At 67.6% G+C, this 26,957-nt stretch carries 26 protein-coding genes; 15 read left to right on the forward strand and 11 right to left on the reverse strand.

What is annotated here, in order from left to right; genetic code table 11:
- Nucleotides 1–37: 37 nt before the first annotated feature.
- From ACIGII_RS02760 to ACIGII_RS02775, 4 genes are all read right to left on the reverse strand, one after another.
- On the reverse strand, nucleotides 38–3,097 hold the full coding sequence (locus ACIGII_RS02760; protein WP_399634942.1) for a TonB-dependent receptor domain-containing protein: 3,060 nt from the start codon (nucleotides 3,095–3,097) through the stop codon (nucleotides 38–40).
- Between the two features lie 82 nt (nucleotides 3,098–3,179).
- On the reverse strand, nucleotides 3,180–4,217 hold the full coding sequence (locus tag ACIGII_RS02765; RefSeq protein ID WP_399634944.1) for a LacI family DNA-binding transcriptional regulator: 1,038 nt from the start codon (nucleotides 4,215–4,217) through the stop codon (nucleotides 3,180–3,182).
- Between the two features lie 148 nt (nucleotides 4,218–4,365).
- Entirely contained in the window at nucleotides 4,366–4,635 is a 270-nt protein-coding gene (locus tag ACIGII_RS02770) for a BolA family protein (protein WP_399634945.1), read from the reverse strand.
- A complete protein-coding gene (locus ACIGII_RS02775) occupies nucleotides 4,632–4,931 on the reverse strand; it encodes a YciI family protein (RefSeq protein ID WP_314105074.1) in 300 nt (99 codons plus the stop codon). The genes ACIGII_RS02770 and ACIGII_RS02775 overlap by 4 nt, the downstream gene beginning before the upstream one ends.
- 337 nt (nucleotides 4,932–5,268) lie before the next feature.
- On the opposite strand from ACIGII_RS02775, the gene ACIGII_RS02780 reads away from it, so the two are divergent.
- Genes ACIGII_RS02780 through ACIGII_RS02790 form a run of 3 tightly spaced genes read left to right on the forward strand, consistent with a single transcriptional unit; the run spans nucleotide 5,269 to nucleotide 8,944 of the window.
- On the forward strand, nucleotides 5,269–6,174 hold the full coding sequence (locus tag ACIGII_RS02780) for a ScpA family protein (protein WP_145480177.1): 906 nt from the start codon (nucleotides 5,269–5,271) through the stop codon (nucleotides 6,172–6,174).
- A 15-nt stretch (nucleotides 6,175–6,189) separates the two neighbouring features.
- Nucleotides 6,190–7,188 (forward strand): SMC-Scp complex subunit ScpB, encoded by a 999-nt coding sequence (gene scpB / locus ACIGII_RS02785; protein ID WP_399634947.1) that lies wholly within the window; start codon nucleotides 6,190–6,192, stop codon nucleotides 7,186–7,188.
- Nucleotides 7,181–8,944, forward strand: coding sequence for a pseudouridine synthase (locus tag ACIGII_RS02790; protein WP_399634948.1), 1,764 nt, complete (start codon nucleotides 7,181–7,183; stop codon nucleotides 8,942–8,944). The genes scpB and ACIGII_RS02790 overlap by 8 nt, the downstream gene beginning before the upstream one ends.
- A 69-nt stretch (nucleotides 8,945–9,013) precedes the next feature.
- Here ACIGII_RS02790 and ACIGII_RS02795 read toward each other — a convergent pair whose 3' ends face one another.
- The 4 genes from ACIGII_RS02795 to ACIGII_RS02810 all read right to left on the reverse strand — a co-directional run bounded on the left by ACIGII_RS02795 (nucleotide 9,014) and on the right by ACIGII_RS02810 (nucleotide 12,589).
- The gene (locus ACIGII_RS02795; RefSeq protein WP_399634951.1) at nucleotides 9,014–9,970 is read right to left on the reverse strand and encodes an RHS repeat-associated core domain-containing protein; all 957 of its coding nucleotides are present in this window, start codon (nucleotides 9,968–9,970) and stop codon (nucleotides 9,014–9,016) included.
- Between the two features lie 97 nt (nucleotides 9,971–10,067).
- Complete coding sequence (locus ACIGII_RS02800; RefSeq protein ID WP_399634954.1) at nucleotides 10,068–10,502, reverse strand: hypothetical protein; 435 nt, start codon at nucleotides 10,500–10,502, stop codon at nucleotides 10,068–10,070.
- Between the two features lie 126 nt (nucleotides 10,503–10,628).
- Nucleotides 10,629–11,441 (reverse strand): amidohydrolase, encoded by an 813-nt coding sequence (locus ACIGII_RS02805; protein WP_399634955.1) that lies wholly within the window; start codon nucleotides 11,439–11,441, stop codon nucleotides 10,629–10,631.
- Entirely contained in the window at nucleotides 11,441–12,589 is a 1,149-nt protein-coding gene (locus ACIGII_RS02810; protein ID WP_399634957.1) for a pyridoxal phosphate-dependent aminotransferase, read from the reverse strand. The genes ACIGII_RS02805 and ACIGII_RS02810 overlap by 1 nt, the downstream gene beginning before the upstream one ends.
- 134 nt (nucleotides 12,590–12,723) lie before the next feature.
- On the opposite strand from ACIGII_RS02810, the gene ccmA reads away from it, so the two are divergent.
- The 12 genes from ccmA (at nucleotide 12,724) to ACIGII_RS02870 (ending at nucleotide 22,362) form a co-directional block, all read left to right on the forward strand.
- A complete protein-coding gene (gene ccmA, locus ACIGII_RS02815; protein ID WP_399634959.1) occupies nucleotides 12,724–13,410 on the forward strand; it encodes a heme ABC exporter ATP-binding protein CcmA in 687 nt (228 codons plus the stop codon).
- Nucleotides 13,407–14,102 (forward strand): heme exporter protein CcmB, encoded by a 696-nt coding sequence (ccmB, locus tag ACIGII_RS02820; protein WP_399634960.1) that lies wholly within the window; start codon nucleotides 13,407–13,409, stop codon nucleotides 14,100–14,102. Before ccmA ends, ccmB begins: the two co-directional genes overlap by 4 nt.
- A gap of 91 nt (nucleotides 14,103–14,193) precedes the next feature.
- Nucleotides 14,194–14,946 carry a heme ABC transporter permease CcmC gene (gene ccmC, locus ACIGII_RS02825; RefSeq protein WP_399634962.1) on the forward strand — a complete coding sequence of 251 codons (753 nt, stop codon included), beginning with the start codon at nucleotides 14,194–14,196 and terminating at the stop codon, nucleotides 14,944–14,946.
- On the forward strand, nucleotides 14,943–15,128 hold the full coding sequence (ccmD, locus tag ACIGII_RS02830; protein WP_399634964.1) for a heme exporter protein CcmD: 186 nt from the start codon (nucleotides 14,943–14,945) through the stop codon (nucleotides 15,126–15,128). Before ccmC ends, ccmD begins: the two co-directional genes overlap by 4 nt.
- On the forward strand, nucleotides 15,125–15,586 hold the full coding sequence (ccmE, locus tag ACIGII_RS02835; RefSeq protein WP_399634967.1) for a cytochrome c maturation protein CcmE: 462 nt from the start codon (nucleotides 15,125–15,127) through the stop codon (nucleotides 15,584–15,586). The genes ccmD and ccmE overlap by 4 nt, the downstream gene beginning before the upstream one ends.
- On the forward strand, nucleotides 15,587–17,506 hold the full coding sequence (locus ACIGII_RS02840) for a heme lyase CcmF/NrfE family subunit (RefSeq protein ID WP_399634970.1): 1,920 nt from the start codon (nucleotides 15,587–15,589) through the stop codon (nucleotides 17,504–17,506).
- A gap of 43 nt (nucleotides 17,507–17,549) precedes the next feature.
- Complete coding sequence (locus ACIGII_RS02845; protein ID WP_399635195.1) at nucleotides 17,550–18,122, forward strand: DsbE family thiol:disulfide interchange protein; 573 nt, start codon at nucleotides 17,550–17,552, stop codon at nucleotides 18,120–18,122.
- A gap of 439 nt (nucleotides 18,123–18,561) precedes the next feature.
- The gene (locus ACIGII_RS02850) at nucleotides 18,562–19,014 is read left to right on the forward strand and encodes a cytochrome c-type biogenesis protein (RefSeq protein WP_399634973.1); all 453 of its coding nucleotides are present in this window, start codon (nucleotides 18,562–18,564) and stop codon (nucleotides 19,012–19,014) included.
- The gene (locus ACIGII_RS02855) at nucleotides 19,011–20,000 is read left to right on the forward strand and encodes a tetratricopeptide repeat protein (RefSeq protein ID WP_399634976.1); all 990 of its coding nucleotides are present in this window, start codon (nucleotides 19,011–19,013) and stop codon (nucleotides 19,998–20,000) included. Before ACIGII_RS02850 ends, ACIGII_RS02855 begins: the two co-directional genes overlap by 4 nt.
- Before the next feature lie 125 nt (nucleotides 20,001–20,125).
- Nucleotides 20,126–21,238, forward strand: coding sequence for a homoserine O-acetyltransferase (locus ACIGII_RS02860; RefSeq protein ID WP_399634978.1), 1,113 nt, complete (start codon nucleotides 20,126–20,128; stop codon nucleotides 21,236–21,238).
- A gap of 3 nt (nucleotides 21,239–21,241) precedes the next feature.
- Entirely contained in the window at nucleotides 21,242–21,856 is a 615-nt protein-coding gene (locus tag ACIGII_RS02865; RefSeq protein WP_399634981.1) for a DUF1294 domain-containing protein, read from the forward strand.
- Nucleotides 21,857–22,083: 227 nt separating this feature from the next.
- Entirely contained in the window at nucleotides 22,084–22,362 is a 279-nt protein-coding gene (locus tag ACIGII_RS02870) for a hypothetical protein (RefSeq protein ID WP_399634983.1), read from the forward strand.
- Nucleotides 22,363–22,748: 386 nt separating this feature from the next.
- On the opposite strand, the gene ACIGII_RS02875 is transcribed toward ACIGII_RS02870, so the two are convergent.
- The 3 genes from ACIGII_RS02875 to cydD all read right to left on the reverse strand — a co-directional run bounded on the left by ACIGII_RS02875 (nucleotide 22,749) and on the right by cydD (nucleotide 26,944).
- Entirely contained in the window at nucleotides 22,749–23,084 is a 336-nt protein-coding gene (locus ACIGII_RS02875; protein ID WP_399634984.1) for a hypothetical protein, read from the reverse strand.
- 468 nt (nucleotides 23,085–23,552) lie between these two features.
- Nucleotides 23,553–25,223, reverse strand: coding sequence for a thiol reductant ABC exporter subunit CydC (cydC, locus tag ACIGII_RS02880; RefSeq protein WP_399634986.1), 1,671 nt, complete (start codon nucleotides 25,221–25,223; stop codon nucleotides 23,553–23,555).
- Nucleotides 25,220–26,944 (reverse strand): thiol reductant ABC exporter subunit CydD, encoded by a 1,725-nt coding sequence (gene cydD, locus ACIGII_RS02885; protein ID WP_399634988.1) that lies wholly within the window; start codon nucleotides 26,942–26,944, stop codon nucleotides 25,220–25,222. The genes cydC and cydD overlap by 4 nt, the downstream gene beginning before the upstream one ends.
- Between the last annotated feature and the right edge of the window lie 13 nt (nucleotides 26,945–26,957).

Below are 26,957 nucleotides of genomic sequence, written 5' to 3' on the forward strand. Positions count from 1 at the left end.
CGTGTCCCTACGGCTGGGGGACCGGCTTTCATTTACATCAGAAGCGGAAGCCCACTTCCGCCTTCACCTGGCGCGGCGTACCGACGATATCGCCGGTCTCGTTGTAGCTGGCCAGCAGCTTGCCGTTGGACTTGGTGTAGTTGTAGTTGGAGAAGTTGTCGAAGTTGAACACGTTGATGATGTCGATACGTGCGTACAACTCGGTTTCACCCGGCATCTTGAAGGTCTTGGTGGCCTGCAGGTCGACCGAACGGTAGCCCCAGATCTTGCCACCGACCAGGAAGCGGCCGTTGCCATCCGGCACCGCGGCGCCCGGGGTCGGCAGGTCGAAGCCGCTGGCCTGCGCCACCGGGTACCAGTCGTTCACGGCAGTCGGGGTGGCCAGGGTGATCTTGCCGCCGAAGGTGATGTCCCAGAAGCCGGCATACGAACCGGTCAGCACGATGCGGTGACGCGGCGCGCCGTTGGAACGGATGGTCGGGTAATCCTCGATCAGGCCACGGTCGAACGCGTAATGCTCGTTGATGTCGCGGTTGTGGCGTGCGGTCGTCCAGGTGTAGGCGATCGAGGTGCCCCAGCCGCTTTCCTTGGTGAACGGCTTCTGCGCCGACAGCAGCACCTGGGTGACGCGGGTCTTGATGCCCTGCTGGCCGATGATCAGGCTGCCGAAGCCCGGGATGTTGCAGCTCCAGGCCTGGCTCAGGCCCGGCGAGGTGCCGCCGCACAGGCGCGGGTCGTCGAAGAACTGGCCGGTCGGGTAACGGTTGCCCAGGGTGAAGGCGAAGCCGTCATAGGTCAGCGTGCGCGCGACGGTGGCGTCGGTCAGCCAGTCGCCGATCTGGTTGGACATGCCCAGGCTGAACTGGTCGGCGTACGGCGCCTTCAGGTTGTTGTTGAGCAGGTCCACTTCCAGGCCGGCGTTGCTGGTCGAACCGACCAGGGCCTGCAGGTTCTGGATGCCGTTGAGCAGGTTCGGATCCCAGTCATAGCAGGCAGCCTGGCCGTTGAGGCAGGCCCCGGTGCCCGGGTTGCGGAAGTAGATGGTCGGCTGCGGCAGCGCCAGCTTGGTGGTTTCCAGCTGCAGGTAGTCGAACAGGTCGCGATCATAGGAACGGCCGGCACCGCCGTGGAACACGTGCATCTCGTCGGCGTTGAGGTCATACGAGAAGCCCACGCGCGGCTGCCAGGCATTCTTGAACGCCTTGCGGTTGTGGCCGTTGCTGATGTAGTCGTTGATGTTCAGCCCGCTCGCGGCGAGCGAGTCGGCGTAGGTCTGGCCGGCCGGACCCCGCGGGTCCTGGCTGTAGATCGCCGCCACCACTTCCGGCGGGGTCACGAAGTCCAGGTAGCTCGGGTTCTTTTCGTAGTCCCAGCGCAGGCCCAGGTTCAGCTGCAGGTGGTCGTTGACCTGCCAGTCGTCCTGGATGAACAGGCCGATCTGCTTGACCTTGGAACGCACTTCACCGGTCACGCCGGTGACGCCGGTGACCGGCTTGACGAACTGCGCCTTGTACGGGATGTCCGACGGGAAGTCCGCATCACCCAGGGTGTAGGTGAACTGCGGGTTGATCTCCTGCGCATCGGAGGCGTACAGGTCGATTTCCTTGTACTTGGCGCCCATCTTGATGGTGTGGTCGCCGGCCCATTGGATGCCGTCCAGGGTCAGGTTGTCTTCGATCGACCAGCCCTTCTGGCCCTTCACCTGCGAATCCAGCGCCGACGCGCCGCCAATCTGCACCAGGGTACGGTCATCGGTGCCGTCCGGCGCGGTGTACACGTAGCCGTTGCCGATGGTCAGCGGCACCGGGTTGTTGAACGAATCTTCGTGGGTGAGCATCAGCTCGTTGTAGAAGCGCTCACCGCTGTGGTTCCAGCGCAGCGCGTAACGACGGTCGGTGTTCTCGGTTTCCTTGCCGTGCGACGGCGCGGTCTGCCCGCTGAACTGCTGCTGGGTTTCGTCGCGGTCCTGGAAGGTCAGCTCGATGCGGTCGTTATCGGTCGGCTCGACGTCGATCTTGGCGAAGATCAGGTCCTGTTCGAACGGCTGGCTGGCCGGGCCGAGCTGGGCGGCGGCATCGGCCGGCAGCAGGCCGACGCGGTTGGTCACCGAGCCTTCCGGCGCGATGGTCACCGGCAGGTCGAAGCGCTTGGCTTCGTAGGTCACGAAGAAGTGCGCCTTGTCCTGCACGATCGGGCCGCCGAGGGCGAAGCCGTATTCCTTCTCGGCCGACACTTCCTTGGTCTTGCCTTCCTGGCGCTCGGCCGGGGTCTTGGCGCGCATGTCTTCGTCGGTGTAGCGGTAGAACGCCTCACCCTTGAATTCATTGGTACCGGACTTGGTCGCCGCGGTCACGGCCGCGCTGGAGACCTGGCCGTATTCGGCCTTGTAGTTGCCGCTGATGACCTTGTATTCGCCGATCGCCAGCTGCGGGAACGGGTTGCCGGCGCTGCCGGACTGGCCAGCCACGCCGCCGCCCTTGACGTAGCTCTTCTGGCCCACGCCGTCGATGTAGACGTTGGTGCCGTCGGCATTGGTGGCACCACCGCGCAGCGAGGTATTGCCCTTGGCATCGCGGGTGAAGATCATGCCCGGGACCGCGTCGGCGAATTCCAGGAAGTTGCGCGACACCTGCGGGGTGGTCTGGATCTGCTGCAGGCTGACCGTCTTGCCCACTTCGGAGGTCCGCACTTCCTGCAGCAGGGTCGGGGCGACCACGTTGACGGTGTCGAGGTTGGTCGCGTTGGCGGTGCCGCCATTGGCCGGGGCGCCGCTGAAGTTCAGCGTCGCGGTCGAGGCCACGGTCACGGTGACCTTCTGGGTCTGCCCGTTGGCGACCACGTCATAGGTACCCGGGTCCAGGCCCATCAGCGAGTAGCTGCCGTCGGCGCGGGTGGTGGCGCGGCGCACGCTGCCGCTGGCCACGTTGGTGGCAGTGACTTCGGTGCCGGCTTCGGCCTGGGCGACCTGGCCACGCAGCGAGGAGGTAGCAGACTGCGCCATCAGGCTCGGCGCAGCGCCCAACAGCAGGCAGCTGACCAGCGCACTGGTCAGCAGGCGGCGAGCCGGCATGCGGGTGCTGTTCTTGAAATACGTCATGTAAATCTCCGGGTGGTGGTGACCGTCGTTGCGGCCGCCTGTCTTTTTTGTTTTCAGTTGTGCCACGACCAACGGTCGTGGCCTACGACGTGGAACCGATACCGCATGAATCACGCACGATCAGGCGCGGTACAAGCGTCTGCTTGTCGCCCTCCGTCTCCGTGTTGTTGCCATCCATCAACTGCAGCAGGCGCGTCGCCGCCCTATCGCCCAACTCGGCGATACTCACCTGCATCGTCGTCAACGACGGGTGAACGAAACGCGCCAGCGGAATGTCATCGAAGCCGGCCAGCGCCACATCGGCCGGCACCCGCACGCCCGCCTGGGCGAAGGCGTACAGGCAGCCCAGCGCCATCATGTCGTTGGCGGCGAACACCGCATCGGGCAAGGCACCGGCGGCCAGCAGCTCCTGCCCGGCGCGGTGGCCGGACGCTTCATCGAAGTCGCCCGGCAGCTCGATGCCTTCGGCCGCGCTGCCGAACGCGGCCAGTGCATCGCGGAAGCCGCGCAGGCGTTCGCGCGCATCGAAGTTCAGGTCGGGGCCGGCAATGAAGGCAATCCGCCGGTGCCCACCCGCAAGCAGGTGGCGGGTCATCGCCATCGCGCCGGCATGGTCGTCGATGCTCAGCACCGGATGGTCCTGCTCGGGCAGGTAGGTGTTGATCAGCACCGTGGGCAGCGACTGCGGCAGGTTGTCGGTGAGGAAGCCCGGGCGTTCGGCATACGGCGACAGCACCAGCAGCCCGTCGACCCGGCCGCGCATGGCGCGCAGGGCCGCGCCCTGCTGCTCCTGGTCGCCGTGGTAACTGGACACCAGCAGGTGCTGGCGGCGCGCGCGTGCCACCTGGTCGATGCCGCGCATCAGCTCGGAGAAGAATTCGCCGTACAGGTCGGGCAGCACCACCCCGATCGTGTTGGTGCGCCGGCTGCTCAGGCTGCGGGCGGCAGCGTGCGGGGTGTAGCGCAGGCGCGCGGCCACCTCCAGCACCAGCTTGCGCACCGGTTCGGCGACGTTTTCATGCCCGTTGAGCGCACGCGAGACCGTTGCCACGCTGACGCGGGCTTCGCGGGCTACATCCTTGATGGTGATGGCTGCCTTGTTCACTTCGCCGCCCTCCACGGCTTAGAGATCTGGGCTTGGCGCGGAATGTAAGCGTTTTCAAACCCGGATGTAAACAGTCCGTTAGGCGAATGTCGCACGGCGGTAACCTCGAGATGTCTTGGAGAGGTCGCCCCGGGACTTTCCGGGACAAGGCGGGACAAGGGTTTCAGCCCTTTTTTGGCGGGGCTTGGGCATCGATGGACAGCGCGTGGATGTCGGTCTCCATCAGCGTGCCCAGGGCCGCATACACGGCACGGTGGCGCGCCAGCGGCAGCTTGCCCTCGAAGGCGGCGCTGACCACGCGGACATTGAAATGCCCCCGGCCATCGCGTGCGCCTTCGTGGCCGGCGTGGCGATGGCTGTCATCCACCACCTCCAGCAGCTCCGGGTCGAACGCCGCCTGCAGGGCGGCGCGGATCTGCTCGACCCGGCTCATGGCAGCACCCTGCGGAACGGACGCACCTGCACGCGGGTGTACACGCCCGCGTCCACATAGGGATCCTCGGCGCCCCAGGCCTGCGCCTGCTCCAGCGAATCGAACTCGGCAATCACCACGCTGCCACTGAAGCCAGCCGGGCCCGGGTCTTCGCTGTCGATGGCCGGGCACGGGCCCGCCAGCAGCAGGCGGCCTGCGTCGCGCAGGGCTTCCAACCGGGCCAGGTGGGCCGGCCGGGCGGCCAGCCGGGCGGGCAGCACATCGGTACCGTCATAGCCTTCAATCACATACCACACGGGCAACTCCAGGGGCTCAGCTAAACAAACCCCGCGATTCTAGCCCGCCTCGCTGGACACTGCCGTTGTGAAGCCGTACTCTTGTCCACATTGCACGTGGCTGGCCGCAGCACCCCTTCGACACAGGGACCCGCTGCCCCACACCAGCACACGTAGACGACCTCCTGTAGTTCTGTCGCTACCTGCCGTAGCGCGCCGGCAGCGCGTCCTGCTGCTGTTTGAAATGTGGAACCACGCCGGCACAGGCGTGTCATGGCTTGCGATCCTTGCCGAACGGGCCGTCCCGCTCGGATCTGGCGCAGCAAACTGGTCCGTTGCAATACCGACGTCAATCTTGATGACTTCCGAACTCGCGCTCGACGCGAACCCGCAAACCCGGCCGACCGCCCCGCAGCAGCAGGAAATGCCGCTGGCCGTGGTGCATGGTCAACCGGTCCTGCAGATCCCGCAGGACCTGTACATCCCGCCGGATGCGCTGGAAGTCATCCTGGATGCCTTCGAAGGTCCGCTGGACCTGCTGCTGTACCTGATCCGCCGGCAGAACCTGGATATCCTGGACATCCCCGTCGCCGAAATCACCCGGCAGTACGTGGACTACATCAATGTCATGCAGGAGCTGCGCTTCGAACTGGCCGCCGAATACCTGGTCATGGCCGCCATCCTGGCCGAGGTGAAGTCGCGGATGCTGCTGCCGCGCCCGCCGAGCATCGAAGGCGAGGAAGGCGACCCGCGCGCGGAACTGGTGCGCCGGCTGCAGGAGTACGAACGTTTCAAACAGGCCGCCGAGGATATCGACGCCCTGCCCCGCCAGGACCGCGACACCAGCCTGGCCCATGCCTTCGTGCCCGACCGCGCGGCGATCAAGCTGCCGCCGCCGGTGGACCTGAAGGAAATGCTGATGGCGCTGCACGACGTGCTCAAGCGCGCCGAGCTGTTTACCGGCCACGCGATCAAACGCGAGGCCCTGAGCGTCCGCCAGCGCATGGGCGACGTGCTGGGCCGGCTGGAAGACGGCAGGTTCTACCGGTTTGAAACGCTGTTCACCGCCGAAGAAGGCAAGCTGGGGGTGCTGGTCACCTTCCTGGCCTTGCTGGAACTGGCCAAGGAACAGCTGCTGGACATCGTCCAGGAAGCGCCGCTGGCGCCGATCTACGTCAAGTCCCTGGCCGCTGGCAACACCAACGAACCGCTGCAGTTCAACAGCGAATTCGACGATGCCGACGCCGCCAACGAATCCGACTGAGCACCCGACCCACGCATGGATCAACCGCTGATCAACCGTATTGTCGAAGGGGCGCTGCTGGCCTCCAGCCAGCCGCTGACCCTGGCCCAGCTGCAGGGCCTGTTCCCGGAAGAGGAACCGGCGCCGCCGGGCAGCATCGAACGCGCGCTGGAACTGCTGCGCGAAGGCTGCGCCGAGCGTGGCGTGGAGCTGGTCGAGGTCGCCTCCGGCTTCCGCTTCCAGGTCACCAGCGAGGTCCACGGCTTCATCACCCGGCTGTGGACCGAGCGCAAGACCCGTTACACCCGTGCCACGCTGGAAACGCTGGCGCTGATCGCCTATCGCCAGCCGATCACCCGCGGCGAAATCGAACAGGTGCGTGGCGTGGCGGTGAGCAGCAACATCATCCAGGCCCTGGAGGAGCGCGAATGGATCCGCGTGATCGGCCACCGCGACGTGCCCGGCAAGCCGGCGCTGTTCGGCACCACCAAGGGCTTCCTGGATTACTTCGGGCTCAAGCGCCTGGATGAACTGCCGCCGCTGTCGGAACTGCGCGACCTGGGCGAACTGGAACCGCAGCTGCCGCTGGACAACGACGGCCAGCTGGCCGGCCGGATCGCCGCAGGCGCGGCGGACCCGGACGCCGAACCGCAACCGGAAACCCTCCCGGAACCGGAATCCGAACCGGAACCCGAACCGGAATCCGAACCGGAATCCGAACCGGAACCCGAACAGGACCCGGCCACTGCCCGTTCCGCCGCCCGCGCCGCCCTGATGGCCGCCCGACTGGCGGAACAGGACGCCGAGTCAGACAATAGTGACACCCCATCCCATGCGTCGCCGTCGCTCCCCGACGACGACGCGGATACGACCGCCAGCGATGGCGACCCCGATACCGCGCCGGGAACACGCGCGGCGTACCAGAACGAAACCGAAAACAACGCCGTCGCGAAGACGACCGTGGCTGTTGACGAAGCCGATCCCGAACCAGAGGCCGACGAAACCGTCGCCGGCCGGAGCCAAGTAAATGAGTGACACCCCCCGCAAGCTGTCGTTGAACAAGCTGTCGCTGAAGCGCGATTCCGACACCGAACAGCCCAAGCTCGAAGAGCGCCTGCACAAGGTGCTGGCCCAGGCCGGCCTGGGTTCGCGCCGCGCGCTGGAACAGCGCATCGCCGACGGCCTGGTCAAGGTCAATGGCGAAGTGGCCAAGACCGGCCAGTCGATCAAGAGCGGCGACAAGGTCGAGCTGGATGGCCGTGGCTTCGTTGCCACCGCGCTGACCGAAACCTCGCGCGTGCTGGCCTACAACAAGCCCGATGGCGAAGTGACCACCCGCGAAGATCCCGAAGGTCGCCCGACCGTGTTCGAAGCGCTGCCGGCCCTGAAGGGCGCACGCTGGATCGCGATCGGCCGCCTGGACATCAACACCACCGGCCTGCTGCTGGCGACCACCGACGGTGAGCTGGCCAACGCGATGATGCACCCCTCCTACGAGGTCGAACGCGAGTACGTGGTCCGCGTGCGCGCACCGGAAGGCGAAGACAAGGTGCCCGACGCCATCGTCGACCGCCTCGCCCGCGGCGTCGCGCTGGAAGACGGCCCGGCCAAGTTCGACGAAATCGAACGCATCGGCGGCACCGATTCGCACGACTGGTTCCGCGTGGTGGTCAAGGAAGGCCGCAACCGCGAAGTGCGTCGCCTGTGGGAGTCGCAGGGCTGCCAGGTCAGCCGCCTGAAGCGCACCCGCTACGGCAAGATCAGCCTGCCGCGCGAACTGCTGCGTGGCCAGTCGCAGGAACTCACCGCCAAGCAGGTCGAGCAGCTGCGCGCCGAACTGAAGCTGGAAGAAGGCGCGCCGTCGGCGCTGACCCTGCAGCCGGTGATCGGCCAGCGCCGCGCCGCCAAGACCACCGTGCGCGTGTCGCGCGAAGGTGGCCGTGGCAACGCTTACGTGAATGGCCACAACCAGGCCGATGAAGGCCGCGAACTGCGCCGCTTCGACAACGTGCGCGAAGACCGCGGTCGTGGCCGCGGCGGCAAGGGTGGTGGCTTCAAGGGTGGCCTGACGGTCACCGGCGAAGCGGCGGCCAAGCAGTCGCAGCGTCCGTTCAAGCAGCGCCCGGACAAGGGCAACCGCGCCCTGCCCGAAGGCAACCCCGCCGCATTCCGCAGCTGGTACGTGCCCGATGGCGTGAGCACCGGCCCGAGCAACCACCGCAATGCCGGTCCGGGCGCCGCCCGTGGCCCGGGCGCGCGTGGTCCGGGTGCCGGCGCAGGCGCCGGTGGCCAGGGCCGTCCGTACGGCAAGCCCAAGGGTCCGGGCGGCGCAGGCGGCCAGGGCCGTGGTGCCTACGGTGAGCGCAGCGGCGGTGGCTTCAGTGGCGAAGGTCGCGGTGAAAACCGTGGCGGCTACGGCGGCCAGGGCCGTCCGGCCGGTGCCGGTGCCGGCGCGGGCAACCGCAGCGGCCAGGGCGCGCAGCGCCATCCGTACGGTCACCCGGGCAATGCCCCGAGCTTCCCGTCCGACCATGCCAATCCGGGCGCCAGCCCGTATGGCACGCCCCGCCCGGCCGGCCGTCCCGGCGGCAACCGCGGCCCCGGCGGCCCGGGTGGCAACCGTGGCCCCGGTGGTCCCGGCGCACGTGGCCCGGGCGGCAACCGTGGCCCGGGTGGCCCCGGTGCACGCGGTCCGGGTGGTCCCGGTGGTCGTCCCGGCGGTGCACGCCCGGGCGGCAGCCGCGGTCCCGGCGGCGGTGGCCACCGTGGCGGCGGCCCGCGTGGCGGCTGATGCATGAAAAAAAACCCGGTCATCGACCGGGTTTTTTTTATCTCGCGTAGATCGCTTGCCGAGCCTGCATCAACGCGTCCTGCGCCAGTCCCTGACCTTGAAGAAGCTCGCGTAATGGTTCGGGGTGACGTACATCGCATGGATACCGCCCGTGTAGCTGCTTCCGGTCACGATGCGCCAGTTTTCATAGCCGTGCCCGGTTCCATTGAAGACCGGGTACCTGTGATAAAAGCTGCTGCCGTGCCGTTGGGGAAGCTGCCCGGCGTCGTTGAAGAACGGCCTGGCGCTTGGAACCCGGGCGGGATCCGGCGTCTTCCCGCGCGGGCCGAACTCCCGGATCTCGACGATTTTCCTGCTGACCGGTGACGGCAGATCGGACATGTGCTTCAGCACCATTCCGGTTTCGTCGCGCTGCACGAAGTTCACCGAACCCTCCGGACTGGGAGAACGGCTGCGCGGTGGCGTTGAAGGACGCGGCGGCACATGGGACGGTCGCGCGGACGGCACGGCGGGGGCCGCACTGCCAGCGCGGTTTGCCCAGGACCCACCCGGTGCGCGTCCGCTGGACGATCCGAGTTTCATCAACTGCTGGCGCCCGGCCATGCCCACACCGGCCAGCATCCCTACTGCCGCAATTGCACCGCCGATGATCCATGGCAGCATGTTGCCGCCCCCGTCGTCGCGATCGCGCACGCCCGCCAGCGCGGTCGCGCCCGCCCCACCGATGCCCGCCACCAGGCCCAGCAGCAGCCCTGGCAGCGCAAACTGGCCGCCTGGGTCGTGGTAGTTGAGCGGGTCGCAGCCGCAGTAGGCATAGGCGTTGATTCCCCCACGGCCGAACGGGCTGACCCGGTCGGGACTGTGGAAGCGGCGCAGCACCGGGTTGTACACACGCCGGCCATTGCCGAGGATCTGCCAGTGCACCGCAGGTTCGTGCAGCTGGCCGTTGAAGCCGATGCGTGTTGACCGGTTGGCGCGTGTGCTGGTTTCAAGCGACATGGATTCACCCCTCGCGTGCCCCCGCATGCGGAGATAGTGTCGGTGCGGTGGGTGTTTTTGGGGTGTGATGGCGGCCTGTGGTGCGGGCTGCCACGCAGGGCGTGGCACTACCGGACCGGGGCGTTCAGCGACGTTCGATGGTGAAGCGGCTGCCGGCTACGCCCAGGTCCCAGCCTTTGCCGGTGCCTGCCAGGGCAAGCGATACGTCGCCCTTGGTGACGACCTGGGCGCTGCTGGACTTGTCGGCACCGGCGTGCGCTTCCACCGCGGCGTAGGAACCGATCAGGTCGTTGAGCGAGTAGGCGCCGCTGAATTTGCCCTTGCCGTCGGTGATCGTCGACTTGCCCACGGTCAGGCCACCGCCCTTGACACTGATCTTCACCGGAATGCGCGCGCCGTTGTCGCAGGTGATGGTGCCGGTACCCGATGCGGTCTTGTAGAACACCGACCAGCCGGCCAGGTTGTACTGCAGCTCGCAATCAATATTGCCGGCGGCCTGCGCGGCGGGGACCGCGCCCAGGCCAGCCAGCGCGATCAGGGCCAGGGAGAATGTCTTCATTGCCATGCGCTCGTACCCGAATGTGTGGCCCCGAATCTAGCAGCGTCGGCGTAGCGTGGGCATGAGCCCCCTGGCCTGCATGCAACAACCGTTCACCTGCCCCCGTCGCGCAGCGCCGATCCCCGGTTACCCGAGGGTAAAACGGTCGGCATCCAGCATCGCCGGAAAGCGCGCGCGGTGCGCGTCCAGCGCGGCGGCCGAGATGGCGGTGGTCACCACCTGCTCGCGCTCGCGCACCTCCACCTGCGGCTGGCCCAGGAAGTCGATCACCGCGCTGTCGCCGGCGTAATGCAGGTCGTTGCCATCCACCCCCACCCGGTTCACGGCCGCCACGTAGCACAGGTTCTCGATGGCCCGCGCGCGCAGCAGCGTGCGCCACGGGTAGGCACGCGCCGAGGGCCAGTTGGCGACGAAGATCTGCAGGTCGAAGTCCATGTCGTCGGCACGTTCGACATTGAACCGGTTGCGGCAGAACACCGGAAAACGCAGGTCGTAGCAGACCAGGGGATTGATGCGCCAGCCCTTCCATTCCACCGTGAGGCGCGCATCGCCGGCGGCATAGCGCAGGTGCTCGTCGCCGTAGCGGAACAGGTGGCGCTTGTCGTAATACTCCAGCCCGCCGTCCGGGGTGGCCCACAGCAGCCGGTTGTATACACCCTCCCCCACCCGCAGCTGCACGCTGCCGGTCACCGCTGCACCCAGCCGCGCTGCCTGCTCGCGGATCCAGGCCACGGTGGCACCGTCCATGCCTTCGGCACGGAAGATCGCGTCATTGGAAAAACCGCTGGTGAAGGTTTCAGGCAGGATCACCAGATCGGTCTGCCCGGCCAGCGGCGCCAGCAGCGCGCCGTAATGCTCGCGGTTGCCTTCGGGATCGTGCCACCGCGTGTCGCCCTGGACCAGGCTGATGCGCAGATCGGGACGGTTGGCGGCGCCCATCACAGCACCTGCAGGCGTTCGATCGCCGCGCTGAGCGTGGCGTCGTTCTTGGCAAAGCACAGCCGCACCAGGCGCTGGCCGTCCGGCGCGGTCTCGTAGAACGGCGACAGCGGAATCGCCGCCACGCCCTTTTCGATGGTCAGCCACTTCACGAACTCGTGGTCCGGCAGGTCGCTGATGGCCGAATAGTCCACCAGCTGGAAGTACCCGCCCGGCACCGGCAGCGGCTTGAGGCGCGTGGTGAGCAGCTGTTCGCGGAACGCATCGCGCTTGGCCTGGTAGAACGCGCCCAGTTCCAGGTGGTGTTCCGGCTCGTCGCGGATCATCGCCGCGAAACCGTACTGGGCCGGGCCGAAGCTGGTGAAGGTGTTGTACTGGTGCACCTTGCGGAATTCGGCGCTCATCGCCGGCGGTGCCACCGCATAGCCGATCTTCCAGCCGGTGCAGTGGTAGGTCTTGCCGAAGCTGGAAATGACGAAGGCGCGCTCGCGCAGTTCCGGGTAGCGCAGCGCCGACTCGTGGCGGCGGCCGTCGTAGATGATGTGTTCGTAGACTTCGTCGGAAATCAGGTAGATGCCGGTGCCGCGCAGCACGTCGGCAAGCGCCTGCATGTCATCGGCGGTGAGCATCGCGCCGGACGGGTTGTGCGGGGTGTTGACCATCAGCAGGCGGGTGCGCGGGGTGATGGCGGCACGCACCCGGTCCCAGTCGACCGCGAAGGTCTGCGGGTCCAGCGGCACGTGCACGGCGCGGGCGCCGGCCAGGTCGATGGCCGGTTCGTAGCAGTCGTAGGCCGGGTCCAGCACGATCACTTCCTCGCCGGGGCGGACCACGGCGTGGATGGCGTTGAAGATCGCCTCAGTGGCGCCGCTGGTGACGGTGATTTGGGTATCGGGGTCGATCTGGGCGCCATACAGGTCCAGCGACTTCCGGGCGATGGCCTGGCGCAGCGGGGCCACGCCGGTCATCGGCGGGTACTGGTTCAGGCCGCCATGCATGGCCTTGACGGTTTCATCGATCAGCCGCTGCGGCGCGGAGAAGTCCGGGAAGCCCTGCCCCAGGTTCACGGCGCCGTGTTCGGCCGCCAGCTGGGACATCACGGTGAAAATGGTGGTGCCCACCTTGGGCAGCTTGGTCTGGGGATTCATCGGCAGGCGCTTGAGCAGGGACACGTCAGTGTAAAGGATCGGTAGCGCCGGCCGTTGGCCGGCTGCTCCTCGTGCCGGCAACGAACGGTACGGGCCCGTTGGGCGCGGGATCGTTCCGCCGGTACACTGCGCCGATGCTGAATTCTTCGAATACCCCTCCGTTGCTGGCCGCGCATGGCCTGGCCTTCAGTCGCAACGATGAACCGGTGTTCGGGCCGCTCGACCTGCAGGTCGATGCGGGCGAGGCGCTGCTGGTGCAGGGCGACAACGGCGCCGGCAAGACCACGCTGCTGCGCGTGCTGGCCGGGCTGTTGCGGGCCGACAGCGGCAGCATCCAGATCGACGGGCGCCCGGCCGGGCACCGCGAGCGCGCCCGCTTCGTGGCCTACCTGAGCCACCTGCCCGGCCTCAAGCCGGACCTGGACACCCTGGAAAACCTCAACTTCCTGTGCGGCCTGCATGGCCGGCGGGCGCGGCAGATGCCGGGCAATGCCCTGGCCATTGTCGGCCTGGCCGGGTTCGAGAGCACCCTGGTGCGACAGCTTTCCGCCGGGCAGAAGCGACGGCTGGCCCTGGCGCGGATCTGGCTGTCGCCGGCGCCGCTGTGGCTGCTGGACGAACCGTATGCCAACCTGGACCTGGACGGGATCAATCTGGTGAACCGGATGATCTCCGCGCATCTGCGCAGCGGCGGGGCGGCGCTGGTGACCACGCATGGGGCCTACGCCGCGCCGCCGGTGCGGACCCGGCTGGTGGAACTGCGCGTTGCCGGGCAGGCCGTTGCCGGGCAGAGCCCGGCACTGCCGGAGGTGCGCGCATGATTGCACCCGGTACCGAACCCGGACTGTGGCAGACCGCGCGGGCGCTGGCCGGGCGCGACCTGCGCCTGCTCTGGCGCCGTCGCGGCGATGCGCTGCAGCCGCTGCTGTTCGCGCTGCTGGTGGTGGTGCTGTTCGCACTGGCGCTGGGCCGCGACCCGCCGCTGATGGCGCAGGTGGCCGCGGCGGTGTTGTGGCTGGCCGTGCTGCTGGCCGGGCAGCTTTCGCTGGACAGCCTGTTCCGCAGCGATGCCGAGGATGGCTCGCTGGAGCAATGGCTGCTGGCGCCGGTGCCGCTGGCCTGGCTGGTACTGGTGCGGGTACTGGTGCACTGGGCCACCACCGCCCTGCCGATGATCGTGGTGGCCCCGCTGCTGGCCGAAATGCTGCATCTGCCACATGACCATCTGCCAGTGCTGCTGGCATCGTTGCTGCTCGGTACGCCGCTGCTCAGTCTGATTGGCGGGGTGGTGGCGGCGCTGACGGTGAGCATCCGGCGCTCTGGTATTCTCGTGGCGTTGCTGGCGCTGCCGTTGTATGTACCGGTGCTGGTGTTCGGTGCTGGCAGCGTGGCGGCCGCCGCACGCGGGCAGGATCCGGTGGGCGCGTTGCTGCTGCTGGGTGCCGGGTTGGTGGTGGCGCTGGTGTTGGCGCCGTTGGCGACTGCGGCCGCCATCAGGATTTCGTTGAGTTGATGTGCAAGTGGATTGCGCTGCTTCGTTCGTCATGACACGCATGGCGTGTCACTACGTGTTTGTTGCTCTCTAGCTGGATAGCCATCGCTGCATGAATAGCCTTGTCCGCTGGTTCCACCAACTCGGTTCGCCGCCCACCTTCGACCGCTTCGCGTCGCGCTGGTCCCGTGTGTTCACCATCGCCGCGGTGCCGGTGCTGCTGATCGGCATCTGGCAGGGGCTGTTCGTGGTGCCGCCGGAGCAGAACCAGAACGACGCCTTCCGTATCATCTACATCCATGTGCCCAGTGCCTGGATGAGCCTGTTCGTGTTCGCCCTGATGGCGCTGTATTCGGCCATTGCGCTGGTCTGGCGGATCAAGATCTGCGAAATCCTGGCCATGGCCTGCGCGCCGATGGGCGCCGGCTTCACCCTGATCACCCTGCTGACCGGCAGCATCTGGGGCAAAGGCACCTGGGGCACCTGGTGGGATTGGGACCCGCGCATGACCAGCGAACTGATCCTGCTGTTCCTGTACCTGGGCGTGATCGGCCTGTACCACGCGATCGAAGACCGCCGCAGCGCCGCGCGCGCGGCCGGCCTGCTGGCCATTGTCGGGGTGGGGCTGCTGCCGATCATCCGCTACTCGGTGGACTGGTGGGGCGGCCTGCACCAGCGCCAGTCGATCAATGTGTTCGGCACCAACGCGGTGCGTTCGGAGCTGATCGCGCCGCTGTGGTGGATGGTGGTGGCCACCAAACTGTGGTTCGTCGGCTCGCTGCTGGCCAAGGCGCGTGCCGACAACCTGGGCCGCGAAGCCGGCAAGGCCTGGGTCGATGCGCGCCTGGAGGACCCCCTGCGATGACCCATGTTCCCTTCATCATCGGCGCCTACGCGGTGTTCGTGCTGGTGCTGGCCGCCGACCTGCTCGGCTCGCGCCTGCGCCTGCGCGCCGCGAAACGGCAGGCCCTGCAGCGCCAGCAACGCCAGCGCGCACGCGACACGCGCCAGGCGCCCGCGCCGCTGGCCAGCGAGCTGAGCCGATGACGCCCGTCCAACGCCGCCGGCTGGTGTGGGTGTTGCTGGCGCTGCTGGCCTCGGGACTGGCCACCACCCTGGTGGCCTTTGCCCTGCAGCGCAATATCGCCTACCTGTACACCCCCTCTGAAGTTCTGCGCGGCGACCCCGGCGCGCAGTCGACCTTCCGCCTGGGCGGCATGGTGGTGAAAGGCTCGTTCCAGCGCGCGCAGGGTTCGCTGGACGCGCACTTCGTGGTTACCGACGGCGACGCCACCCTGCCGGTCACCACCTCGCGGATCCTGCCGGACATGTTCCGCGAAGACTCCGCGGTGGTGGCGATGGGCCGCCTGCAGGACGGCGTGTTCATCGCCGACGAAGTACTGGCCAAGCACGACGAGAACTACATTCCCAAGGAAGTGGCCGACAAGATGGGCAAGGCGCACAGCAAGCACGACGTGCCGGTGCCGGCCGTGGAGGCACGCTGAGTGTTGCCTGAGCTGGGGCAGGTCCTGCTGGCCTGTGCACTGTTGGCCGCGTTGCTGCAGGCGGTGTTGCCGCTGTGGGGCGCGCAGCGCGGGCGCGGTGCGTGGATGGCCGTGGCCGTGCCGGCCGCCGTCGCGCAGCTGGCGCTGGTGGCCGGCGCATTCGCGTTGCTGACCGTCGCCTTCGTGCAGCAGGATTTTTCGGTGCGGTACGTGGCCGAGAACTCCAACAGCCTGCTGCCGCTGGCCTACCGTTATTCCGCGGTGTGGGGCGCGCACGAAGGCTCGCTGCTGATGTGGGTGCTGGTGCTGGCGCTGTGGGGCGGCGCGGTGGCGCTGTGGTCCAAGCGCCTGCCGGACACCGTGCGGGCGCGCGTGCTGGGGGTGATGGGCATCATCAGCCTGGGCTTCATCGCCTTCCTGTTCTTCACCTCCAATCCATTCGCGCGGCTGCTGCCGGTACCGCTGGAAGGCCGCGATCTCAACCCGTTGCTGCAGGACCCGGGGCTGATCATCCACCCGCCGATGCTGTACATCGGCTATGTGGGCTTCGCGGTGCCGTTCGCGTTTGCCATTGCCGCGCTGCTGGATGGCCACGTGGATGCGCGCTGGCTGCGCTGGACCCGGCCGTGGACCAATGTGGCCTGGGGCTTTCTTACCCTGGGCATCGCGCTCGGCAGCTGGTGGGCGTACTACGAACTGGGCTGGGGCGGCTGGTGGTTCTGGGACCCTGTGGAAAATGCCAGCTTCATGCCGTGGCTCGCCGGCGCCGCCCTGATCCATTCGCAGGCTGTGACTGAAAAACGCGGCAGCTTCGCCAGCTGGACACTGCTGCTGGCCATCGCCGCGTTCGCGCTGTCGCTGCTGGGTGCATTCCTGGTGCGCTCGGGCGTGCTGACCAGCGTGCACTCCTTCGCCGCCGATCCCTCGCGTGGCGCCTTCATCCTGGTGTTCCTGGCCCTGGTGATCGGCGCGTCGCTGCTGCTGTACGCACTGCGCGCCGGCGCACTGGGCAGCGACGACCCGCGCCGTGGCTTCATGCCCACCTCGCGCGAAACCCTGCTGCTGGCCAACAACCTGCTGCTGGCCGGCGCCTGCGCCATGGTGCTGCTGGGCACCCTGTACCCGTTGCTGGCCGACGCGCTGGGGCTGGGCAAGGTGTCGGTGGGGCCGCCCTACTTCGGCACCCTGTTCATCGTGCTGATGGCGCCGCTGGTGGCGCTGCTGCCGTTCGGGCCGCTGGTGAACTGGCAGCGCGACCAGGCGTCGAAGCGCTTGGCGCTGCTGGCGCCGTGGGCAGGGTTTGCCCTGCTGCTCGGCGTACTCGCGTGGTTCATGGCCCCGCAGGGCAAGTTCAAGGCGGGCGCCGGTGTGGCTGCGGCGGCGTGGGTTGCCTTTGGCACCGCCCGTTTCATCTGGACCCGCCTGCGTGGCAACGGCCGCTTCAACGCCGAAATGGTCGGCATGCTGCTGGCCCATACCGGCGTGGCAGTATTTCTGGTCGGCGCCCTGCTGGTGGAAGCGCTGAACGTGCAGCGCGAAGTGGCGCTCAGCCCCGGGCAGGACCTGGAGGTGAGCGGCTACACCCTGCGTTTTGAAGGCGTGGACCACCAGCAGGGACCCAACTACGTGTCCGACCGCGGCCATGTGCGCGTGCTGCAGGGCGGGCGTGAACTGGCCCTGCTGCACCCGGAAAAGCGCGCCTACGCCAGCGGCGGTCAGATGATGACCGAAGCCGGCATCCATGCGCGCATACGTGGCGACGTGTACGTGGCGCTGGGTGAGCCGCTGGGCAACAATGCATGGGCCGTGCGCGTGCATATCAAACCCTTCGTGCGCTGGGTCTGGCTGGGCGCATTGCTGATGGCGCTGGGCGGCTTCGTCACCGCTGCCGACCGCCGCTTCCGTCGTTTCCAGGAGTAGTTCCGTGTCCGATCCCCGCCCCGCCTTCCGCCCGCTGCCGCCCGTGGCCATCGTCATCGGGGTGCTGTTCTTCTTCGGGCTGCTCGGGTTGATGATCTACGGGGTGATGAAATCCGGCGCGCCGGACCGCGACATCCTGCCTTCGGCATTGATCGGCAAGCCCGCGCCGGCGTTCGCGCTGCCGGTCCTGCACGATCCGTCCATCACCGTGCACAGCACCGAACTGCGCGGCGCGCCGTATGTGCTCAATGTGTGGGGTAGCTGGTGCGCGGCCTGCCGCGAGGAACACCCGATCCTGACCCGGTTTGCCGAAACCAAGCGCGTGCGCGTGATCGGCTACAACTGGAAGGACGAACCGGCCGATGCGCTGCGCTGGCTGGAACAGCTGGGCAACCCGTTCGTGCTGGTGCTGAGCGATATCGAAGGCCGCACCGCGATCGACTGGGGCGTAACCGCCGCGCCGGAAACCTTCCTGGTCGACGCCAGCGGCGTGGTGCGCTGGAAGTACAGCGGCGCACTTACCCAGCGTGTGATCGATACCAAGCTGTTGCCCGAGCTGGAAAAGCTGGAGCGTGCCAATGCACAACCGCGTACTACGCCGCCTCCGGCGAACTGAGCCCGGGGTGGGCAGACGCACGACCAACGGTCGTGCGCTACCGGCCGATGGCACGCAATGGCCGCCGACCGACGGTGGGCAATGGCCACCAACCGACGGCGCGCAATGGCCGCCAACCGACGGTGGGCAATGGCCGTCAACCGATGGTGGGCAATGGCCGCCGACCGACGGTGGGCAATGGCCGCCGACCGATGGTGGGCAATGGCCGTCAACCGATGGTGGGCAATCGCCGCCGACCGATCATGGGCAATGTCTGCCAACCGGTGGCGGGCAATGGCCGCCGACCGATCGTGGGCAATGTCTGCCAACCGATGGCGGGCAATGGCCGCCGACCGATGGTGGGCAATGGCTGCCAAGCGACGGCGGGCAATGGCTACCGACCGGTAGCGCACGACCGTTGGTCGTGCGGCAAGCAACCCCGGCAAGGGGCGGGCGCGCCATGCCTGCGCTCTTCGGCCTGTGGGTTGCTCTGGTGGCAGCGCTGCTGCTGATGCCGGCCCTCGCGCTGGCACAGGCCGTATCCGACCCCACCCCGCTGCAGTACCGCAGCGCGGAAGAAGAAGCGCGCTTCCACGCACTGGCCGCCGAACTGCGCTGCGTGCAGTGCCAGAACCAGTCGCTGGCCGATTCCAACGCGCAGATCGCCCATGACCTGCGCCGCGAAGTGCTCACGCTGATGCAGCAAGGCAACAGCGATGCGCAGATCAAGCAGTTCCTGGTGGACCGATACGGCGAATTCGTGCTGTACCGCCCGGCCATGGACACGCGCAACAGCCTGCTCTGGTTCGGCCCGCTGGTACTGGTCCTGGGCGGTGCCGGGGTACTGGTGTGGGTGGTGCGCCGGCGCAGCCGCCAGGTACAACCGATGGGCGACAGCGAGGAACGCTGGTGAGCGCGTGGATGCAGGTAATTGCCGGGCTGTGTGCCGCCGTGGTGGCGATGGTGGTGCTGTGGCCGCTGCGCAGCAGCGGGAAACGCGCACCGTTCGTGGCGGCGGTGATCGCCATCGGCGTGGCGGGCGTGGCGTTGTACCTGCTGGTGGGCACGCCGAAGGCCATGGATGTCGTCGCCGACGAGGGCCCGACCACGCTGCAGCAAGGGGTGCGCGAGCTGGAGCAGGCGTTGGAACGGGAACCGCAGCGCGCCGATGGCTGGGCCCTGCTGGGCCGTTCAGAGTTGGCGCTGGGCAACCCGGACAAGGCCAACCAGGCCTTCACCCGCGCAGTGGGGCTGGCCCCGGATGAGGTGCCGGTGCTGGTCGAAGCCGCGCAGGCGCGCGCGCAGACGAATGCGGACAAACGTTTCGACGACACCGCCCTGCAGTGGTTACGCCATGCGCAGCAACTGGAGCCGGGCAACGAGCGCGCCGGCTGGCTGATCGGCATCGCCCTGCGCCAACGCGGGCAGGACGCGGAAGCGGCCGCGGTGTGGGAAGCGCTGCTGCCGCGGCTGGAACCGGCGGCGGCCGCAGCGCTGCGTGAGCAGATTGCGATTGCGCGGGAGAAGGCGGGCATGCCGGCGCTGGCGGGTGCAGATCCGCACTCGGTGGGGCTGGATATCGAGGTAACGCTGGATCCGGCGTCTGCGGGCAAGGCGTTGCCCGCCGGCATGCAGGTGTTCGTGATTGCACGGGTGCCCGGCGGGCCGCCGATGCCGGTGGCGGTGGAGAAACATCCGGCGACGGCCCTGCCGTTGAAGATCCGCCTGGACGACGCCGACAGCCCGATGCCGACGGCGAAGCTGTCCTCGCTGAAGGACGTGGAGGTGTTCGCGCGGCTGTCGGCCTCGGGCACCGCCAGCCGGCAGGAAGGCGATGTGGACTCGGAGGCAGTGCGGGTGACGTTGCCGCATGAGGGCACGATCCGATTGGCCCTGTAGATCCACGCCCTGCGTGGATGCCCTTTGTCGGTGGCCGTGAAGCCACGCAGGACATGGCTGTACGCCGGTACGAAGCGTCCCAGCCGTGACACGGCGCCGTTGACCTGCCCGGTTAGAATGGCCGCATGACCGAATTCATCCCGCCCGGCACCCGTTACCACGCCCTGCCCTCGCCGTTCGCGTTCAAGCGTGGGGGGCAGCTGCACGGCGCGCATGTGGCTTACGAAACCTGGGGCACGCTCAACGCCGATGCCAGCAATGCCGTGCTGATCGTCACTGGTCTGTCGCCGGACGCGCATGCTGCCGCCAACGACGGCAATGCTGCGGCCGGCTGGTGGGATGGCATGCTGGGGCCTGGCAAGGCCATCGATACCGACCGCTGGTTCGTGGTGTGCGTGAACTCGCTTGGCAGCTGCAAGGGCTCTACCGGCCCGGCCACGATCAACCCCGCTACCGGCGAACTGTATCGCCTCAACTTCCCGGAACTGTCCATCGAAGACGGCGCACGCGCCGCCGTGGACGTGGTGAAGGCGCTGGGCATCACCCGGCTTGCCTGCGTGATCGGCAACTCCATGGGCGGCATGACCGCGCTGGCCGTGCTGCTGCTCCACCCGGGCATCGCGCGCAGCCATGTCAATATCTCCGGCAGCGCACAGGCGCTTCCGTTCTCCATCGCCATCCGCTCGCTGCAGCGTGAAGCGATCCGCCTCGATCCGCAGTGGAACGGCGGCCAGTACACCGACCAGCACTACCCGGAATCGGGCATGCGGATGGCGCGCAAGCTGGGCGTGATCACCTACCGCTCCGCGCTCGAGTGGGATGGCCGGTTCGGCCGCGTGCGCCTGGATTCGGACCAGGCCGATGACGATCCTTTCGGATTGGAATTCCAGGTGGAGAGCTACCTCGAAGGCCACGCGCGCCGCTTCGTGCGCTTCTTCGACCCGAACTGCTATCTCTACCTGAGCCGCTCGATGGACTGGTTCGACCTGGCCGAATACGCGGACGGCGATGTCATGGCCGGCCTGGCCAGCATCAAGGTGGACAAGGCCCTGGCCATCGGCGCCAACACCGACATCCTGTTCCCGGTGCAGCAACAGCAGCAGATCGCCGACGGCCTGCGCGCCGGCGGTGCCGATGCGCAGTTCATCGGGCTGGACTCGCCGCAGGGGCATGATGCGTTTCTGGTGGATTTCGAACGATTCGGGCCTGCAGTCGGTACGTTCCTGGATGCGCTCTGAGCCATGCGGCAACAGGGCAGGCTCAGCGAATGGAACGACGCGCGCGGCTTCGGCTTCGTGCAGCCCAATGGTGGGGGTGACCGCTGCTTCGTGCATATCCGAGCATTTGCCGCGCGCGACCGGCGCCCTGGCCTGAATGATGTGATCACGTACGACGCAAAGCGCGATGGGCAGGGCCGCCTCAACGCGGTGAACGTACGTTTCGCGCTGCAGCGTGATGGGCTCAGGGCCGGTACCGCGGCCAAGGGCAACCGCGGGCCCGAGCGGCTGCCCCGGCGCACCATCGCATTGCTGTTCCTGGCAGGCGTGGCCGCAGCCACCTTGGCGGGCTACTGCCCACCTTGGATTGCGGGGGCTTACCTGGGCATGAGCGCCCTCACCTTCCTGCTTTACTGGCACGACAAGAGCGCCGCCCAACATTATCGGCGGCGCACGCCTGAGATCACCCTGCAGGCGATGGCATTACTCGGAGGATGGCCGGGTGCATTGTTGGCGCAGGCCGTCCTCCGCCACAAGAACCGCAAGGCGTCGTTCCAGACTAGCTTTTGGCTGGCTGTGGTGATCAATCTGGTTGGGATGGCGTGGAGTGCCGGTGGAGGGTTGCCCATTACAGGGTGACGTGGCCTCTGCCAGCCAGAGGCCGACGCTAACGGGGGCGACTACTTCCGGTCCGAGTCCGTCTGCCATGTCTGCCATGTCTGCCATGTCTGCCAAGTATCGCAATGGTTCGCACAAGTCTCTCAATGCTCCAAACGTAGAATCAATCCTCTGCGCTGTTCCCGACCCTGCGTATCTGCCGGTACCATGGCAAGCACGAGCCACTCGACCAGCCTCTGGAGGAATGCATGGACATCGAATCTAGGCTGAGGGTTCTGGAACAGAACCTGATGGAGCGGCTGGCAGCGGAGATCGCACAGGACGCAGTTCTAGACGCTCTAATCGCAACGCACCCTGACCAGCGAGCGTTCTTAACTGCGTACCAAACCATTTCCGCGCATCGATTAACGCAGTTCGGAGACTTGGGATTCGAGCAGCAAGCAGAAGCAGAAAGTGTTGCCAAGGTCTGCAACCTACTCCGCGAGCAATTCGACGCTTGGCAAAGAAAACTCTCGACAGGCATATGACACTATGCATATCAGGCCGATTGGCTACCGCCAAGACTTGAGCATGACTTACACAGCGTCATGTGATCGGGCGATGGATAAAGCCTGACCCCACTTCTCTATTATCAATAGCGACAGGGCGGACCTAGGAGCCGCAGCCAAGGTGCTGGGTGAGCGTATCGGAGTCGCTGAGTCATTCACAGCGTTGCCTTTAAGTAATATTCGATGATGGATGCGATACGGCAGTGAGGGCTGGATGCCGTCGCGATAACGGCAACACATATGACCGCCTACCAGCCGAAGGCGGTGAATGCATTGCACGCTGGCCCGCCTTCAGCCCGCCATTTTTGCTTGCCCCCCTCACCGCGCTTTAGGAATTGGTTGGTGCATGCCCTATAGACATGCATTTAACCAAGGGTGGATTCTTGGCGTTGTCTTTCGAGGCGGGCTTTCTGCAGGCGGCCCATCTGCCGGACTTTTGGGAGGTTGGGGTCGGCTTCGGGTTCGACGGTGAGCTGGATGCCGCCGGGGATGAGCTCCAGCTTCAGGCGGGCGCCTACGTCCACGCCCGCCTTGCGCAGCCAGAGACCACGCAGTTTGATGCAGGGAACCGGGATGTCGTCGCCTTCGCCATCACTGACAGGGTAATGCAGCGCCTCGACGCGGACGCGGGCGGGCTGGGTCAGGTGAAGTTTCCGCTTGGCGCGTTCGGTAGAAGGGGTGTCAGGCCAGGAACTGTGCATGGTGAACCTCCAACAGGAATCTCCCTCGCCGGATGGCGAGGGAGTCGGGAGGCTGAGAACCGTAAGAAGATCCGGGCATGACGTATTCCCACGAGGGTATTTTATTCCGTCACCCTCCCGACGCAGGACGTCGCGCATGTTGCCTTCCTAGGAGTTTCTCAGGCTCCGAGCGCACACCATGCGATGGTGCGAAGCCTAGCTCCAATTGTTTCTCTCTCGCGTTCGATGCGTTTCAAGTGAGCCTGTCTACCGCAATGTCACAAGTCACCGCACCATCGGGAAATGCTTGCGGCGCGTCGCATTCCGCGCGGGACAGCGTCACGTTTCGCGAGGCGCGATGGGTGGCGTCGTGACCCTGCTGGAGCGGGAAAAGGGTGTCATTTCTGGCATGGTGTGCGCGGGCGGTTTGGCACAAAGGCGGTCGCGTGTGGCGTCCATGCACCCATTGCCAACCCCGTGTAGCCGGCGCTACGACAGCCTGCCCTCGCGCAGGTGGTAGCTGCGGTGCACGATGCCGTCCGGCAGTTCGTCGTGCGTGATCATCACCAGCGTTCTGCCATGCAGCGCCGCCACCATGTCGTGCAGCAGGGCGTGCGCAGTATCCACATCCAGGCCTTCAGTGGGCTCATCCAGCAGCAGGATCGGTGCGCCACGCAGCAACGCGCGCGCCAGCGCCAAGCGGCGCGCCTGCCCGGCCGACATCGTGGCGCCGTTCTCGCCCACCCAGGCGTCAAGCCCCCCGATCTGCGCAGCCCAGGTCTGCAGCCGCACGTCAGCCAGCACCTGCCACAAGCGCTCATCAGTGGCCTGCGCATTGCCCAGCCGCAGGTTGTCGGCAATGCTGCCAGCAAACACCGGCGCGCTCTGCGGCAACCACGCAATCTGCTTGTGCCACGCGTCCTGGGCGACGTTGCGGATGTCCTGCCCGCCATACAGCACGCGTCCTTCGTCGGGGTCCCACAGGCGCAGCAGCAGCGCGGACAAGGTGGTCTTGCCACTGCCACTGTCACCGCGAATGGCAATGCGATCACCCGGCGCCACGCTGAGCTGCACGCCCTCCAGCAGCGCCCTCGCCTGCCCCGGCCAACGGAATGCCACCTGTTCCAGCTGCAGCGTGGCCGCTTGCGCATGCAGTGCTACCGGCGCCGCCGCATCCTGCACGCCGGGCGGCTGGTCCACAATGCTTTCCAGGCGTCCCGCCGCCACGCGCCCGGACAGCCACGACTGCCAGGCCAGGCCGATGCCGGCCCACAGTTCGATCAGCGCCACGGTGAGGAACACCAGCGCAGCCGCCAGCGCCGCATCAATCGCGCCGCGCTCGAATCCGTGCAGCGCCACCCACAGCATGCCGACCAGGCCGACCGAGGCGCACAGCCCGTGCAGCGCGTTGCCGCCCACCAGCCGCCAGCGGCGCCGGCGGTCGCGTGAGCGCAGCTGCTTGGCCGCGACCAGCACACGCAGGTTCCAGTCTTCGCGCGCGTGCAGCGCAGTAAGGTCGGCCGCGCCTTCCAGCCCCTCGAACGCCTGCGTGCGCAACTGTGCACGGTGCAGCGCGCGGTCGCGCTCCTGCCCGCCGGCGCCGCGCACGGTGAGCCACGGCACACCCACGCCGATGGCCAGCGCCAGCACGGCCAGCAACAGCGCGGCCGGGGGGTAGATCAGGAACGCGGAGAACACGGCCACCAGCGAGACACCGCCCAGCGCCAGCAGTGGGCCGATGGCGCGCACCAGCAGGCCGTCCACTTCGCCGATGTCCGACAGCAGCCGCGCCAGCAGCTCGCCGGTGCGGATGCCGGCCAGCCGCGCCGGTGCCAGCGGCAGCGCGCGGCGGAAGAACCACACGCGCAGGTCGCGGGCGATGCGCAGGGTGACGTCGTGCCCGACCAGTTTTTCGAAATAGCGCGATACGATGCGCGCCATGGTCAGGCCGCGGATGCCGGCCGAGGGCGAGAAGAAATTGAACCCGCTGCCCAGCCCGGCCGCACCGGCCAGCGCGGCGGCGGTCAGGAAGCCACCGGACAGCCCGAGCAGCGCGGTGCCGGCCAGCATCGTGGTCCACAGCAGCAGCACGGTGAGCAGCAGGCGGCCGCGATGGCGGGTGAACACCTGCTTGAGGGAATCTTCGCGGGGCAGACTCATGCCAGCACCTCCGTGCTCGCACGGCCCTGCGCGGTCAAGGTCAGCCGCGTGTCGGCCCAGCGCATGGCGGTGTCGCTGTGGGTGGCGATGACCACGGCGCGGTCGCGGGCGAACGCGGCCAGGGTCTGCAGCAGCGCGGCTTCGGTGTCCGGGTCGAGGAAGGCGGTGGGCTCATCCAGCAGCAGCAGCTGCGGGTCGCGCAGCAGCAGCCGCGCCAGGCCGATCCGGCGTGCTTCGCCACCGGATAGCCCGAAGCCACGTTCGCCGATCACGGTGCCCAGGCCATCGGGCAGGTGCGCCGCGAAACGCATCACCTGCGCCGCTTCGGCCACGGCCTGCAGGCGCGCATCGCTCACGCCGGGGTCGGCCAGGCGCAGGTTGTCGGCGATGCTGCCGTGGAACAGGTACGGGCGCTGCCCGGCATAGCCGATCTCCAGGCCCGGGCGCAGCACGATGCTGCCCTCGCGTGGCGGCAACCAGCCGGCCAGCGCTTCCAGCAGCGTGCTCTTGCCGCTGCCGCTGGGCCCCACCAAGGCCAGGCGTTGGCCCGCCTCGATCTGGAAGGACAGCTGCTGCACCACATCGTGCGAGGCGCCCACCGGACGCAGCACCAGGTTGCGCACCACCACTGGCGGTGCATGCTGCTCCAGCAGCTCCGGCGCGCGCACCGCCGGCGCCGCGTCTTCGGCGGCCGCAGCAGCCGGCAGCTCGCCCAGCAGGCGCTCCACTTCGGCGGCGGCGGCCAGTGCGTTGGCGCGGTCGTGGTAATGCGCGGCCAGCCGCCGCAGCGGTGCGTAGAACTCCGGCGCCAGCAGCAGGCAGAACATGCCGGCACCCAGGGTAGGCACGGCGGCATGCAGCGACATCAGGCCGAGATAGCTCAGGCCCAGGTACAGCGCGACCATGGCCACGCTGACCGAGGCGAAGAACTCCAGCACGGTGGAGGACAGGAACGCGATGCGCAGCACCTTCATGCTGCGCTCGCGCACGCCTTCGGCGGCGGCGGCCACGCCGGCCAGCTCGGCCTCGCCCCGGCCGTACAGGCGCAGCAGGCCCAGGCCCTTGATACGGTCGGCGAAGTGGCCGCTCATCCGCGCCAGCTCACCAAGCTGGGCACGGCCAGCGGCCTCGGCACCCCAGCCCACCAGCATCATGAAGAACGGCACCAGCGGGGCGGTGAACAGCAGGATCAGCGCCACCACCCAATCCACCCAGGCCACGGCCAGCAGGATGAGCAGCGGCACCACCACCACTTCGATCCGCACCGGCTGGTAACCGGCGTAGTAGCTCTCCACCGCGTCGGCATGGGCCAGCATCAGTTCGCCCAGCTCGCCGCTGCGCTGCTGGCGCAGCCACAGCGGCCCGAGCCCCAGCAGCCGCCGGTACACCCGTTCGCGCAGGGTCAGCCGGGCCGCATCGGCCACGTCGCCGGCGGCGGCCTGGGTGGCGCTGCCCAGCAGGGCGCGCACCGCCAGTACCGCCACCAGGCCCAGCAGCACCGGGGTGGCGGCCGCCAGCGGGCGGCGCTCGACCAGCACTGCCTGGATCAGCCAGGCAATGGCCGCGGCCTGTCCGATCAAGAGTGTGCCTGACGTGCAGATACACACCGCGGCCAGGCGCTGGCGGCTGCGGGCGCTGGCAGCCAGGCCGTCGAGCCACTGCAGGCGCTGGCGGCGAAGACCATTGGACTCGATGGCGGGCGCGTCGGGGGGTATGCTCAAAGCGGGTCACTGG

The sequence above is a fragment of the Stenotrophomonas sp. NPDC077420 genome (assembly GCF_044543385.1).
Taxonomy (GTDB): domain Bacteria; phylum Pseudomonadota; class Gammaproteobacteria; order Xanthomonadales; family Xanthomonadaceae; genus Stenotrophomonas.